Source organism: Paenarthrobacter sp. 10N417 (genome assembly GCF_056394745.1).
Genome location: NZ_JBFTIL010000005.1, coordinates 256,350 through 269,752 on the forward strand (window position 1 = coordinate 256,350; position 13,403 = coordinate 269,752).

The 13,403-nt window shown below is 61.2% G+C and carries 17 protein-coding genes; 11 read left to right on the forward strand and 6 right to left on the reverse strand.

Features of this window, described 5'->3' with window-relative positions; translation table 11 throughout:
* Positions 1 to 33: 33 nt before the first annotated feature.
* The 7 genes from AC1DCM_RS08735 (at position 34) to AC1DCM_RS08765 (ending at position 3,698) form a co-directional block, all read left to right on the forward strand.
* Positions 34 to 471, forward strand: a complete 438-nt coding sequence (locus AC1DCM_RS08735) for an Asp23/Gls24 family envelope stress response protein (protein ID WP_442002791.1) — start codon at positions 34 to 36, stop codon at positions 469 to 471.
* On the forward strand, positions 468 to 659 hold the full coding sequence (locus tag AC1DCM_RS08740) for a hypothetical protein (RefSeq protein WP_216922303.1): 192 nt from the start codon (positions 468 to 470) through the stop codon (positions 657 to 659). Before AC1DCM_RS08735 ends, AC1DCM_RS08740 begins: the two co-directional genes overlap by 4 nt.
* Positions 656 to 1,036 carry a hypothetical protein gene (locus AC1DCM_RS08745; protein WP_442019195.1) on the forward strand — a complete coding sequence of 127 codons (381 nt, stop codon included), beginning with the start codon at positions 656 to 658 and terminating at the stop codon, positions 1,034 to 1,036. The genes AC1DCM_RS08740 and AC1DCM_RS08745 overlap by 4 nt, the downstream gene beginning before the upstream one ends.
* Positions 1,033 to 1,677: a DUF6286 domain-containing protein gene (locus AC1DCM_RS08750; protein WP_442019194.1), complete on the forward strand. Its 645-nt coding sequence runs from the start codon at positions 1,033 to 1,035 to the stop codon at positions 1,675 to 1,677. Before AC1DCM_RS08745 ends, AC1DCM_RS08750 begins: the two co-directional genes overlap by 4 nt.
* The gene (locus AC1DCM_RS08755) at positions 1,674 to 2,285 is read left to right on the forward strand and encodes a hypothetical protein (RefSeq protein WP_442019193.1); all 612 of its coding nucleotides are present in this window, start codon (positions 1,674 to 1,676) and stop codon (positions 2,283 to 2,285) included. Before AC1DCM_RS08750 ends, AC1DCM_RS08755 begins: the two co-directional genes overlap by 4 nt.
* Positions 2,286 to 2,459: 174 nt before the next feature.
* The gene (locus tag AC1DCM_RS08760; RefSeq protein WP_442002787.1) at positions 2,460 to 2,795 is read left to right on the forward strand and encodes a hypothetical protein; all 336 of its coding nucleotides are present in this window, start codon (positions 2,460 to 2,462) and stop codon (positions 2,793 to 2,795) included.
* Positions 2,796 to 3,044: 249 nt separating this feature from the next.
* Positions 3,045 to 3,698 (forward strand): DNA alkylation repair protein, encoded by a 654-nt coding sequence (locus tag AC1DCM_RS08765; protein ID WP_442019198.1) that lies wholly within the window; start codon positions 3,045 to 3,047, stop codon positions 3,696 to 3,698.
* Here the strand turns inward: AC1DCM_RS08765 and AC1DCM_RS08770 are convergent.
* Entirely contained in the window at positions 3,695 to 4,099 is a 405-nt protein-coding gene (locus tag AC1DCM_RS08770) for a helix-turn-helix domain-containing protein (RefSeq protein WP_442019192.1), read from the reverse strand. The genes AC1DCM_RS08765 and AC1DCM_RS08770 overlap by 4 nt on opposite strands.
* 275 nt (positions 4,100 to 4,374) lie before the next feature.
* Between AC1DCM_RS08770 and AC1DCM_RS08775 the strand changes: the two genes are divergently transcribed.
* The 4 genes from AC1DCM_RS08775 to AC1DCM_RS08790 all read left to right on the forward strand — a co-directional run bounded on the left by AC1DCM_RS08775 (position 4,375) and on the right by AC1DCM_RS08790 (position 8,917).
* Complete coding sequence (locus AC1DCM_RS08775) at positions 4,375 to 5,715, forward strand: ABC transporter substrate-binding protein (protein WP_442019191.1); 1,341 nt, start codon at positions 4,375 to 4,377, stop codon at positions 5,713 to 5,715.
* Between the two features lie 96 nt (positions 5,716 to 5,811).
* The gene (locus AC1DCM_RS08780; protein ID WP_477517988.1) at positions 5,812 to 6,777 is read left to right on the forward strand and encodes a carbohydrate ABC transporter permease; all 966 of its coding nucleotides are present in this window, start codon (positions 5,812 to 5,814) and stop codon (positions 6,775 to 6,777) included.
* Positions 6,774 to 7,739 carry a carbohydrate ABC transporter permease gene (locus AC1DCM_RS08785; protein ID WP_442019189.1) on the forward strand — a complete coding sequence of 322 codons (966 nt, stop codon included), beginning with the start codon at positions 6,774 to 6,776 and terminating at the stop codon, positions 7,737 to 7,739. Before AC1DCM_RS08780 ends, AC1DCM_RS08785 begins: the two co-directional genes overlap by 4 nt.
* A 125-nt stretch (positions 7,740 to 7,864) precedes the next feature.
* Complete coding sequence (locus AC1DCM_RS08790; protein WP_442002782.1) at positions 7,865 to 8,917, forward strand: LacI family DNA-binding transcriptional regulator; 1,053 nt, start codon at positions 7,865 to 7,867, stop codon at positions 8,915 to 8,917.
* Between the two features lie 7 nt (positions 8,918 to 8,924).
* Here AC1DCM_RS08790 and AC1DCM_RS08795 read toward each other — a convergent pair whose 3' ends face one another.
* The 5 genes from AC1DCM_RS08795 to AC1DCM_RS08815 all read right to left on the reverse strand — a co-directional run bounded on the left by AC1DCM_RS08795 (position 8,925) and on the right by AC1DCM_RS08815 (position 13,399).
* A complete protein-coding gene (locus tag AC1DCM_RS08795) occupies positions 8,925 to 9,848 on the reverse strand; it encodes a DUF8083 family protein (protein ID WP_477517989.1) in 924 nt (307 codons plus the stop codon).
* Positions 9,849 to 9,881: 33 nt separating this feature from the next.
* Positions 9,882 to 10,688: an exodeoxyribonuclease III gene (locus AC1DCM_RS08800; protein WP_477517990.1), complete on the reverse strand. Its 807-nt coding sequence runs from the start codon at positions 10,686 to 10,688 to the stop codon at positions 9,882 to 9,884.
* An 86-nt stretch (positions 10,689 to 10,774) separates the two neighbouring features.
* Entirely contained in the window at positions 10,775 to 11,341 is a 567-nt protein-coding gene (locus tag AC1DCM_RS08805) for an HdeD family acid-resistance protein (protein WP_477517991.1), read from the reverse strand.
* Positions 11,342 to 11,492: 151 nt separating this feature from the next.
* Positions 11,493 to 12,707 carry an acetyl-CoA acetyltransferase gene (locus tag AC1DCM_RS08810; protein ID WP_477517992.1) on the reverse strand — a complete coding sequence of 405 codons (1,215 nt, stop codon included), beginning with the start codon at positions 12,705 to 12,707 and terminating at the stop codon, positions 11,493 to 11,495.
* Positions 12,704 to 13,399, reverse strand: a complete 696-nt coding sequence (locus AC1DCM_RS08815; protein ID WP_477517993.1) for a CoA transferase subunit B — start codon at positions 13,397 to 13,399, stop codon at positions 12,704 to 12,706. The genes AC1DCM_RS08810 and AC1DCM_RS08815 overlap by 4 nt, the downstream gene beginning before the upstream one ends.
* Positions 13,400 to 13,403 lie beyond the last annotated feature (4 nt).

Genomic DNA, 13,403 nt, shown 5'->3' on the forward strand with positions numbered 1-13,403 from the left:
CTAGGGTGGTACTCAAGAGAAGGGGAGTGCCCGATGTCAGACCAGAACTTGCAGATCGACCCTGTGCCTGAGGGCGAGGTCCTCGGTACCGGACGCACCATCATCTCCGAGGCGGCAGTGGCAAAAGTAGCCGGCATCGCTGCACGCGCGGTTCCAGGCGTCTACTCCCTGGGCTCAGGTCCATCCCGCGCGCTTGGCGCCATCCGTGACGCAGTGGGAAGTTCGGACCATGCCGCGGGCGTTCGCGCCGAAGTGGGGGAGACCCAAGTAGCCGTGGACATCAACCTGGTGGCTGTCTACGGGCACCCCTTGCACGGCGTCGCCAACCAGGTTCGCGCTGCTGTTTACAGGGCTGTTGAGGAACTCGTCGGGCTCCAGGTTATCGAGGTCAACATCGAGATCAACGATGTGTACGTGGCACCGCCCCCCAAGCCCAAAACCGTCGTGGTCGAAAGGGAGGCACTGCAATGAGCATGACCGTCGTGGGAATCGCGATTGGCGCCTTCGTGGCGTTTATGTCCTTCCAGTTCGGGCTGTGGGGCTTCCTTATCTCGCTGCTCTTTATGGGCATTGGCGCCCTTCTGGGCCGTGCAGCTGAAGGCAAGCTCGATCTCCGCAGCGTCCTGGACGCCATTACGGGCCGGCGCTCTTCGTCATGAGCGTGGCTGAGGCTGTGGAACCTACCACCAGCCTGGCCGGCCATAACCGGATCAGTACCCAGGCTTTGACATCGCTGGCACAGGCTGCGGCCGCCGAGGCTCTCGGCGTGGAACCCGGTGACATCCGCGCCGATTGGTCGGACGACGACGGCCTGCTGGCTTTGTCCATCGTGGCACCTATCAGCATCCCCGCTTTAGGTGAGGTGCTGCGTAATCCGCAGCGTGTCCAGGGCTTCGGCGGCTCTATCTGGGACCGTGCCGTGGCGGCAAAGGCAACAGTGTTGGAGCGTGTCACTCGGCTCAGCGGTTTTCGCATAAGCCGGGTGGACATCAGGATCAGTGGAGCCCACGTTTCAGAGGGAGGCCGTGTCCGTTGACGCAGGACCAGGAAACAGCCTTTGAACCTTCTGGCACCGACTCCGGAGCCAGCCCCATCGCTGGCGAGGACCCGGCCATGAGCCGTATCCTGCGCAGGGAAACGCACTCGTCCCGGGCAGGAGCAGCCACCATCGCTGCAGTGCTCGTGATAATTCTCTGTGTTCTCGCACTTCTGGAATCTGCCCTCCGGGCCATCGGGCAACCGCCGTGGCTTGTTGACCCAAGTACAGCAGCGGAGCGTATCATCGCACTTCCGGCCGGCATCCCGCCGCTTCTGCTCGGCGCAAGTGGTGCTGTCGTTGCGATGGTCGGGCTGTTCTTCCTCCTTCAAGCCGTATTACCCGGCAGGCGAGCCCGGCATTTGCTGAGGGACCCACGGACCGCCGTCGTGGTTGATGACGAAGTGCTGGCCTCGGCACTTGCGCGTCGCGCGCGGACTGCCGCCAACGTGACACCGGAACAGGTCATGGTGATTGTGTCCAGGCAATCAGTGGTGGTCAACGTCCGACCCACCTCAGGAAGCAGGGTCAGTGAAGAAGCCGTCCTTAAAGCAGTGCAGGCCGAGCTCGATGAAATGTCGCCCGTTCCCATGCCCACTGTTCGGGTGAACCTCTCTACTTCGGGGGTGGTGGGCGCGTGAACGGGACACCGCGTGCCCTTAACCGGGTCCTTCTCTTCATCATTGGCGTAAAACTCCTGGCCGTGGGTCTACTGCTTCTGCTACTGGCCACCGTTCCTGCTGTGGCAACGTGGTGGCATGGCTGGTCCGCGGACATGTGGGCTCGTGCGGAGGACGCTTTCCGGCAAACCCGGTTCCCCGGACGGGAGGAAAGCTGGCTGTGGATCGTGGCCGGGGTGGTTTTGGTGGCCATTATTATTGCGATGGTCGCGTGGCTGGCGCAACAGGGTAAAGGCAGGGCCAACCTTCTGGTGGCCAGCGACGACGAGAGCCATGTGGAGGGTGAGGTCCAGATCGGTGGCGGAGTCGCAGAACAGGCGCTTCGGGCAGCCCTGGCAGATCGGCCGGACCTCGCGGGAGCGTCTGTGGCAACGTATGAGGTCAAAGGCCAGCCCGGATTGAGGCTGCGCATCCAGCCCCGGCAGGGAGTCGCACCGCACCTCTTAGCTGCCGAAATCTCGCGCCTGGTCGAAGCCTTGGACCTCGTGATTGGCAAGAAGACCCCCGTATTGGTCCATATGGCTTCCGGGGCCCGGGCAAAATTTACAAAAGCTGAACGGGTTCGCTGACTGTAGCCGCTAATTTTGCCGAATATTTCGCTGAGGGTGTTTTGCGTTGCTTAACCGCTGCGTATGCCCATAGTTTGAAAGCAGAGGGGGAAAAACTCCCTGATGCGATTGATTGCTTTGCGGGACAAAGCCCCAAAAACAATCGGCGTTCAAACCGTCACGAAGGAGAGCACCATGAGTGAAGAAACCACGGGATCAGAAGCAGCAGCGGGCGCCGCGGGCAACGCCAAGGATGTAGCTGGCGAGGCGCTTGAAAATGCGAAGGAATTTGCTGGCGAGGCCACGGAAAATGTCAAGGAGTTCGCGGGCGCGGCAGCAGAAAACGTCAAGGAATTCGCCGGAGATGCAGCGGAAAACGTCAAGGAATTCTTCTCCGGTGACGTCGGGGAAAACGCCAAGGAACTTGCTGGTGACGTTGCGGAGAAGTCCAAGGAATTCGCCGGAGATGTTACCGAAAACGTGAAGGGTCTCGGCTCCAAGATCGCAGGCCTGTTCAAGGGCGGGAAGTAGACTTTACGCCACATGGCGCGAGGATGGCAGATCAAGGAACGTGCGGACTGCACTCCATGAGCTGCCATCCCGCTGTGGTTAAGCGGCTGATCCAGTGCGCCCGGGACCAGCACGCCCACGCCTAGTAGGCTGAGCTTTACACGCGATGGACGGGAGGCTCCAGTGGCCGCGACAACTGCGACAGGTACAACTGCGACTGGTACAACTGCGACTGGTAGTGCCGCGACTGGGACGACGCTGGCTGACGTGATGGCCGAGCTGGCCGCGCTGGAAGACCCGAGATGGCGCGAGGTGAACGAGAAGCACGGTGACGATCACAGTGTGAACCTCAGTAAGTTGCGCTCCATCGCGAAGCGTTTGAAGACACAGCAAGAGCTTTCACGTGACCTCTGGGCTACGGACGACACCGCGGCCAAGCTGCTGGCGCTGCTGATCTGCCGGCCCAAGTCGTTCCGATCCGACGAGCTGGACACCATGCTGCGCGAGGCCCGCACACCCAAAGTCCACGACTGGCTTGTGAACTACGTGGTCAAGAAGAGTCCGTACGCCGAAGGGCTGCGGATCGCCTGGTTTGCGGACAAGGATCCTGTGGTGGCGAGTGCCGGTTGGGCGCTGACGTCGGAGCGCGTCGTGAAGGATCCGGCAGGCCTTGACCTCATCGGGCTGCTGGACGCAATTGAAGCCGGGATGAAGGAAGCTCCTGACCGCCTGCAGTGGGCGATGAACACGTGTCTTGCCCAGATCGGCATCGAACGCCCGGAGCATCGCGCCCGCGCTTTGAGTATTGGAGAGCGACTGGAGGTGCTGAAGGATTACCCAACTCCGCCCAACTGCACCTCTCCGTTCGCGCCTGTTTGGATCAACGAGATGGTTCGCCGGCAGCAACTGTCAGCAACCAGCTAGCCCCTGTTGCGGTGCATCATCCGGTAGGTCAGTTCGGCGAGCAGCTCCTCGTCTGAAAGATGCGAGGCGCGGGCGATAGGGGCTGCCGGTACCATTACGCGGGGCCCCGAAGACTGCCGTGAATCCTCGCCGCTGCGCATGTCGTCCGGCGTGATCTGGTCCGGAGCGAAACTGGATTTTCCTTTGAGTACTTCAGCCACCGAGCCAGCGCGCCAGCCGAGGGCGTGCTCAAGCTTGCGCTGATTGATTTCCTGGGTGCGCCGCGTACCGGATTCCAGCGTCCGGACAGTCTTGATGGCGGTTCCAGCCTGCTTGGCCAACTGCACCTGGCTCAGCCCCTGGGCCAAGCGCTCTTCTTTGATCAGGCGGCCGATAGTCTGGAGTGCTTCAAGTTCATCCACACTTCTCACTGTTGCATAGGCAACAGTGGGCAACCAAATCTGATGACGTGCCTGCTCGGCCGATGTCTTCCTCGCGGCGCGGCAGGAGCTTCCTTTCGACGGCGAGTGGTTCCGGCCCCAGCCTGGTCGCTCCGTTACGATGCAAAGGTTACTTTGTATCGTTGTGGTTACGTTAGGTGTAAGCGCTTGCATTCCCACCTTGATCATGACTAGTGTGAGGCCCACCACATCAAATCGCGCCACGATTTTCTTGTACTCAGCGAGGAGTCTTCAGCATGAAAAAATCCAAGTACCTGCTCCCGGTCGCAGCGGCCGGCGTTCTGGCACTTACCATGTCCGCGTGTAGCGGAAACAGCGGCGGCGGCGGAAGCACGGCGTCGAATGACTGTTCCGCCTACGACACCTACGGCAAGCACGACGGCAAGACCGTCTCGGTGTACTCCACTATTGTCGACGTCGAAGCGACAAACCTCGAGGAATCCTGGGCACAGTTCGAAAAGTGCACCGGCATTACGGTCAAGTACGAGGGCAGCAAGGAGTTCGAGACCCAGATCGGCGTCCGGGCCCAGTCCGGTACGGCCCCTGACGTCGCGATCTTCCCGCAGCCCGGTCTTCTGGCCACCCAGGCAAAGGCCGGCTACCTGAAGCCCGCTCCCAAGGCTGTGTCCGATCTTGTGGACAAGAACTGGTCCCCAGACTGGAAGAAGTACGGCACGGTGGATGGCACGTTCTACGCCGCCCCGATGCTTGCGAACGTCAAGGGATACGTCTGGTACTCGCCCAAGACCTTCAAGGACAAGGGCTGGACAGTCCCCAAGACGTGGGATGAAATGATGGACCTGACCAAGAAGATCGCAGACGACAAGACCATGAAGCCATGGTGCGCCGGATTTGAATCGGGCGAAGCCACTGGTTGGCCTGGTACCGACTGGATCGAGGACGTTGTCCTGCGTGCCGAAGGCCCGGAAGTCTATGACAAGTGGATCACGCACCAGATTCCGTTCAATGACCCCAAGATCGTCAACTCCTTCAACAAGGTTGGCGATATCCTCCTCAACCCGAATTACGTCAACGGTGGCTTCGGTGACCCGCGCTCGATCCTGAGCACCGCGTTTGCCCAGGCCGGTCAGCCCGTTCTGGACGGACAGTGCGCCATGCACCACCAGGCATCGTTCCAGGCAGCCAACTGGCCTGCCGGTACCAACGTGGCCGAGGATGGCGACGTCTGGGCATTCATGACCCCTCCGGTGGATGCATCCAAGGGCACAGCCATCACCGGTGGTGGCGAGTCGGTTGCTGCTTACAAGGACACCCCTGAGGTCCAGGCATACCTGGCATTCATGGCAAGCGCGGACTTCGCCAACAACCGCGTGAAGCTCGGCGGGGCCATCAGTGCAAACAAGGGCCTTGACCCGAACAATGCACAGTCCGCCCTGGATAAGCAGTCCATTAAGCTCCTCCAGGATCCCAAGACGGTCTTCCGTTTTGACGGCTCGGACCTGATGCCGAGCGCCGTGGGTTCCAACTCGTTCTGGAAGGGCATCGTTGCTTGGATCAACGGCAGCTCTGCCCAGCAGGTAACTGACAGCATCGAGTCCAGCTGGCCCAAGGGCTAACTCCGAAGGCACTGCCTCCCTTGGCTGGTTTGCCCAGCCGGGGAGGCAGTGTGTTTCCCGGAACTTAGTGATTCACTCACGCCCCGGAGGTTGGGTATGGAATTTATCGGAGGAAAACTCCTTCAAGTAGTGATCGCCCTGGCGATTTTTGCCGCAATTATCGGCATCCTCATGCTCGTGGTGGATAGGGCACCAAAGTCGGTCAAGGACAAGGTAACGGTGGCCGGATTCCTGGCGCCTGCTGGAATCCTGATGCTGGTGGGCCTTGTGTATCCCGCTGTACGGACGTCAATGTTGGCCTTCACGGATGCCAGTGGCCAAGGCAACGGGTTCGATAACTTTGTTTGGATGTTCACGCAGCCTGAAGCTTTGACCACGCTGCGGAACACCATCATCTGGACCATCCTGGTTCCCCTGTTGTCGACCAGCTTTGGGCTGGCCTACGCCGTCTTCATCGATAAGGCCCGCGGAGAGCGGGTTCTGAAGTCCTTGGTCTTCATGCCGATGGCCATCTCCTTTGTAGGAGCCGGCATCATCTGGAAGCTCGTTTATGACTACCGCGGCCCCGGTATTGAACAGACGGGTGTCATCAACTTCATCCGTGACGCCATGGGTATGAACCCCAAGCAGTTCCTCCTGGACGCTCCGGAAAACACCATCTTCCTGATCATCGTGATGGTGTGGATCCAAACAGGCTTTGCCATGGTGATTCTTTCCGCGGCCATCAAGGGTGTCCCGGTGGAACTCATCGAGGCAGCCCGTTTGGATGGGGCCAACGCCTGGCAGCAGTTCCGCAACGTTACGGTCCCGGGCATCCGTGGGGCGCTGGTGGTGGTTCTGACAACTATCACGATCGCCACGCTGAAGGTCTTCGACATCGTCCGAACCATGACGGCCGGTAACTACGACACGTCGGTTGTGGCCAACGAAATGTACACGCAAGCCTTCCGCGCCGGTGAGCCAGGACGAGGTGCCGCTTTGGCCCTGATCCTGTTCCTCATGGTGCTGCCCATCGTCGTGTACAACGCTCGAGTCCTTCGCAAGCAAAGGGAGATCCATTGACAGCCACGCCAGCCCCGAAAGAGGCGTCCAAGGCCGCCACCCGGCAGCGTCCTGGATCGGACCCCACGGAGGACGCCCAGCCGATGATGCGCAGGGTCAAGACCAAGCTCACGTCCAAGTGGGCAACAACGGCAGCGATCATCATCGCCGTCGTGTGGTCCGTCCCGACGTTTGGACTCTTTGTTACCTCGTTCCGTCCTGCCCCGAAGCAGGTGGGTCCCCGCTCAAACGGTTGGTGGAATGCCTTCCTGGACTGGGACTTCACTGTCAAGAACTATGTGGACGTCCTTACCCCGGCGGGCTCGCAATCTGCCAACCTGTCCCAGTACTTCGCCAACTCCGTAGCGATCGTCATCCCGGTCACCATCTTTGTACTGGTGCTGGCATCGATGGCCGCCTACGTGTTCGCGTGGGGCAAGTTCAAGGGCCGCGACGCACTCTTCATTTTCGTGTTCGCCCTGCAGATCATTCCGCTCCAGATGGCACTGATTCCGCTCCTGCAACTCTTTACGCAAACCCTGCATTTGCCGGCGGGTTCGTACGCGCAGCTGTGGATCGCGCACACGATGTTCGGGCTTCCCCTGGGTATATTCCTCCTCCACAACTTCATCTCCGAGATCCCTGGTGAAGTTATCGAGGCGGCAAGGGTGGATGGTGCGGGACACAGCACTATTTTCTGGCGCATCATCCTGCCGCTTTCCGTTCCGGCGCTTGCTTCGCTGGCGATCTTCCAGTTCCTGTGGGTCTGGAACGACCTCCTGGTTGCGCTGGTGTTCTCCGGTGGAACGGCCGACGTAGCACCTATCACCCAGCGTCTGGCCGAGATTTCCGGTACGCGCGGTGCCAGAGACTACTTGAACCCGGCTGCGGCCTTCGTCTCGATCATCATTCCGCTTCTGGTGTTCTTCGGCCTGCAGCGGTACTTCGTCCGAGGCCTGCTGTCCGGCGGTCTCAAGGGCTAGACAATTGCAGCGTTGGTTACGCAGCGGATGACTCCGCTGCGTAACCAAGCCCTGCACAAAATAGACTGATTCTTCGCCGAAAGATAAGAAAACGGCGAAGTAAAGGCAGCCGGAGAGGGGGGCCTGTGACACGCACAACGGGTAGGTCCCAGCGCGGTGGTCATACAGGTGTCAGCATCGAGGACGTCGCAGCAGCAGCGGGAGTGTCTACGGCCACCGTGTCCAGGGCTGTCAGGGGGCTGCCCCGGGTTTCGCCTGCGACGCGTGAAAAGATCCTGGAAGTCGCGGCCTCGCTGGGCTATGTGGCGTCGTCCTCGGCGTCGGGACTGGCCACTGGGCGCACGCGCACCATCGGAGTTCTGGCGCCCTTCGTCAGCCGCTGGTTCTTCTCCAAAGCAATAGAAGGCGCGGACAGGGAACTGCACTCGCGCAAGTACAACCTCTCCCTGTTCAACCTCGGCGGCCATGGCAGCAATCGCGAGCGGCTCTTCAGCTCCACCATGGTCTACAAACAGATCGATGCGCTGCTGGTGCTGTGTATGGCGCTCAGCGAGGACGAACTGGAACACCTCCACAAGATCGACATCCCGCTGGTAGTGGTTGGCGGGCACGTTGAGGATTGCGCCTACATCGGCATTAACGATTACGACGCCGCGTCCACAGCCGTGCGGCATCTGCTGGACTTGGGACACAAGGACATTGCCCTGCTCCACGGCGACGACGAGACAGACCTGAACTTCGACGTTCCCCGTGTCCGGATCCGCGCCTTCCAGGAAGTCATGTCCGACGCCGGCTTGGAAGTCCGTCCTGAATGGGACGAATGGGGTGACTTCACAGTTGCCAGCGGGCAGCAGGCATTCCTTCGGCTCTGGAACCAGCCGGGACGCAAGCCAACAGCTATCTTCTGTTCCTCCGATGAGATGGCCATGGGAGTCATCTTCGAAGCCACGCGTCACGGCGTTCGCGTGCCGGAGGACCTCTCAGTCATCGGCATCGACGATCACGACTTTTCCGAAGCATTGGGCCTCACAACCGTGGGTCAACGGCCGGACGACCAAGCCGAACTGGGAACCAAGATGCTATTGGATGAACTCGATGGCATTGCAGGTGCAGTGCATTCAGAGGTAGCGCCGCACCAATTGATCGTCCGGGAGACAACGGCACCGCCGTGCCGGTGATGAAAGCTTACGAGGCCCGCGCCAACTGACGGATGGGGATCCAGCGCGAGGCCAGCCGGCGATAAGCTGCAGCCGCGCCCGTCATATCTCCCTCGGCCAGGCATTCGATACCGAGGCGCACATCCATGGGCGATTCGTCCGGGTACACCTTGTCCGCCACAGCCCCGTAATCCAACTCCACCATGGACTGGACGTGGAACAACTCCAGCCATTCGGTGAGCTGCGTGAGATCGTCCAGCATGTCCAGGTCCGGAGCTGCCAAGGCCAGGTGGGCTACAGCAAAGCGTGCCCGGTCCAGGGCCTCCGTCAACGGCGTCCACACCCTGACGGTGAGGATGTGGCCATCCGACTCGACCACATCCTTGCGGTCAGACTCAGCGAAAAGCGAGAACCAACTGAAAGGGATACCCCAGGTGGAGGCCCGAGTATGGACACGCTTGGCTTCTTCCCCGGCGTTGATGCGATCGATCCTGGCTTGATGCTTGTCCCGCTGCGAAACTGGAATCAGCAGATCAGCCAGCGGGCTGTGCACACCATCCATGAGGGCGTTCGCTGCCAACCCTGCCCGAATCACCAGTTGGCTGGGGCAGTAAAGCAGCCGTCCGGCGTCGTGGGCGTCTTTTTCCTGCGGTGACGCGCCAGCGGTCGCGTCTGTGGCACTGTCCACAGCAGTGTGCCGCCCGCCGGGAACCCGCGTCATGCGCACCAAATCAGTCCGCCCCGTGGGGAAGGGGTCCCCGCCGGTCCGCGTGATGCGGCCCAGCGAGGCTTGGAGCTCCGCATTTTCGACGGCGGCGCGCGACCGTATCTTGCTGCTGTCCGCCACGAGTTGGCGCTGCTGCTCGGGAGGAAAAGCCTCAAGGGGCTCGTAAATGCGCAGGGACGAAGAGAACGGCAGTCCTGCCTGGCCCCTATACAGGTTTCCAGTCATCTCCAGCCGGCCCCTTTCTTCCATCCGCGGTGATTAGTCTGCAAGCTCCACGATCACGGGAGCGTGGTCCGAGGCGCCCTTGCCCTTGCGTTCCTCGCGGTCGATGGAAGCACCGGTAACCCGGGCCGCCAAGGCCGGGGAAGCCAGGCAGAAGTCGATGCGCATGCCTTCCTTCTTGGGGAAGCGCAGCTGCGTGTAGTCCCAGTACGTGTAGACGCCGGGGCCGGGTGTGTAGGGGCGGACGACGTCGGTATAGCCGGCGGTTTCGAAGGCATGGAAAGCGGCGCGCTCCGGCTCGCTGACGTGCGTGTAGTTGTTGTTGCGGAACAGTTCGATGTCCCAGACGTCGTCATCGAACGGTGCAATGTTCCAGTCGCCCATGAGTGCGACCTGTGCTGCAGGATCGGACTTCAGCCACTCCGCGGCGTTGCCCTGAAGGACGTCAAGCCACTTGAGCTTGTACGGCATGTGCTCGTCGTCCAGTGAGCGGCCATTCGGAACGTAGAGGCTCCAGATGCGGATGCCGCCGCAGGTAGCGGCGATGGCCCGTGCTTCCTGCGCGGGGTCCTTGCCGGCCTTGCCGAACATCGGCTGATCCAGGAAGGTGCGCTCCACATCTTTCAGTCCAACACGCGAGGCGATGGCGACGCCGTTCCACTGGTTCACGCCGAAATGCGCAACCTCGTAGCCCATGCGCTCAAAGAGCTCCCACGGGAAGTTATCGTCCTTGCACTTGGTCTCCTGGATGGCCAGGACATCACAGTCACTGCGCTCAAGCCACGCTTCGACGCGGTCGGCACGGGCACGGAGGGAGTTCACATTCCAGGTAGCTATCTTCACAGCCACTAACTTACCGAACTTGGCGCCAAGCGCATCCCCTCATGAAGGATTGCTGGGCTGCGGCACGCCTGCCGCGACACGGACGATCAGTGGGCGTACATGAACGAAGACGAGGCGCCCCTGCGCATCTTGACGCCGCAAACGATCAACAACAGCCCCGCAACTACGGAGAAGGCTGCCAGCAAACCCACCACGCCAAGGAACCCGAAGCCGGGGTTGATCAGGACAAACAGTCCAAAAAGCGCCGTCACAAGACCTGTCAGCAGCCAGACTCTCCAACCATTGACGGAGCTCCTTGCTGCAAACGCGAAGATGATCTCGGAAAGCCCCAGGACCAAGGCCCAGAGTCCAATCAGGATGCCAAGGGCTGCAGCTGTGATTCCCGGCCACGCAACCGCCACTAAACCGGCGGCGATGGAGATGAAGCCGCCCACCATCGTCCAGCCGGAATGGCGTGAAGGGTCGTAAAAGTAGTGGGCCACGTTGGTGAGGCCGTCCACGATTGCGAAGACACCGAAAACGAAAACCAGTCCGAAGACCGTGGTTACTGGCAAAGATGCAACCAAGAGTCCAAAGAGCACGGCCAGGATTCCCCGGAACAGCAGAGCGGTTCCGGAATGTTTGAACATCTTGCGCTCGGAAGCGGCGGACATAGTGCCAGCTTAACGGAATGCGGGCCGTGGATATATAGGAACGAGCCCTGAATCGCGGCGCGGTCTGGCCGCAGCTGCAAAGTAGCCCAAGTAAGTCGCAGCTGAGCGCGTTTTCAGCCCTCAAAACGCGCAGTGCTGCGACTTACTTGGGTTAGACCGCCTCCAGCACGCTGACGTAATTCGCGATGCCCACGCCGCCCATGTTCTGGACGGCGCCTCGCCGGGCATTGGGAAGCTGCATGTCGCCGGCGGTCCCCGTGAGCTGCATGGCCGCAATGACATGCTGTGACACTCCGGTGGCGCCCACGGGATGACCCTTGGCCTTAAGACCGCCGGACACGTTGACGGGAAGTTTGCCGTCCTTATACACCCAGCCCTCTTGGACAGCGCGCGAACCTTCGCCGCGCGGAGTCAGGCCCATGGCCTCGTACATGACGAGCTCGGCGATGGTGAAGCAGTCGTGGACTTCGGCGAAGTCCAGTCCATCGATGCCCACGCCTGCCATGCCCAGCGCCCGCTCCCAAGAGACACGGGTAGCGGCGAACTCGGTGGGATCGCGCTTCTCCGCGGGGAAGAAATCGTTCGCGTGACCGAAGCCCGCCAAGCGCACAGGTGCGGTTGCGCCGCCGGTAGCCGACGTTGAAATCACGACGGCGGCCGCACCGTCCGAGACCGGCGAACAGTCCGTACGGCGCAAGGGGTCCGCGACCATGGGGTTTTTGTCCGAGATGGTGCGGCAGAATTCCTCGCCAAAATCCCGGTGCATCTGGGCGTAGGGATTATCCATGCCGTTGTGGTGGTTCTTGGCTGCAATGGAACCGAGGACATCGCCCAGGCCGCCGGGGTAGGTGGCCGCGTCTATGCCCGTGCCGTAGCGCTTCCCGTAGTGCTTCGCCACCTCCGCGAACAACCCTGTGAACCCTGTGGTGGACGCCTTACCCGCCATTTCGTACGACGCACCAAGCAAGGCTGCCCCCACCACGTCCGCTCCGGCGTCGGTCATCTTCTCCGCGCCGATCACCAAAACATTGCGGGCAGTTCCGGCGAGCACAGCCTTCACGCCTTGCTGGAATGCGGCGGAACCGGAAGCGCAAGCGTTCTCCGTGCGCGTCGCCGGGACATTGGCCAGGTCTGCAGAGAGCTGCAGGGCCAGCGACGACGTGAATCCCAGCGGCTGCATGCCTGAGTTGAATTGGCCGAGATAGACCTCGTCGATGTCCTTGGGCTCAAGCCCGGAATTGCGGATTGCTTCACCGGCTACCTGGACAATCAATGATTCGAGGGTGTGGTCCGTGAGCTTGCCGAACTTGCTGTGTCCCCATCCTGTGAGCAGGATGTCCTTGCCGAACTGGTCCTTCAAGCTCATGCGCTTGCTCCTTCAAGTGTGTGTTCTTCATACGTGAGTGCCACCGTGAACTCCGCCTCGGTCTTGCTGCGGATCTCTTCCACCGTGACACCCGGGGCGAGGCGGGTGAGCAGGAGGCTCGTGCCGCCGTCGTTGTTTTCAGCGGCGGCCTCGATGTCGAAGACCGCGAGGTCCGTGATGATCCGGTCAACGCACCTCAGCCCGGTGAGCGGCAGCGTGCATTCCGTGACGATTTTGGCCGAGCCGTCCTTGGCATTGTGCTCGGTGAGGACCACTACCCGCGGTGTCCCGGCCACCAAATCCATGGCGCCGCCCATGCCCTTGACCATCTTTCCCGGGATGGTCCAATTGGCGAGGTCGCCGCGACCCGAGACCTGCATGGCCCCCAGAATCGCCACCTTCACATGGCCGCCGCGGATCATGCCGAAGGACGTGGCGGAATCGAAAATGCTTCCACCCGCTGTGATGGTGACGGTCTGCTTACCCGCATTGATCAGGTCCGCGTCCTCCTCGCCCTCATAAGGGAACGGGCCCATGCCGAGCAGGCCATTCTCGCTTTGGAGAACCACCCGCACGCCGTCGGGCAGGTTGTTGGCCACCAAGGTGGGGATGCCGATGCCGAGGTTGACGTAGTCGCCGTCGTTCAATTCTTCAGCCGCAATGGCGGCCATCTGGTCTCGTGTCCAAGCCATGATG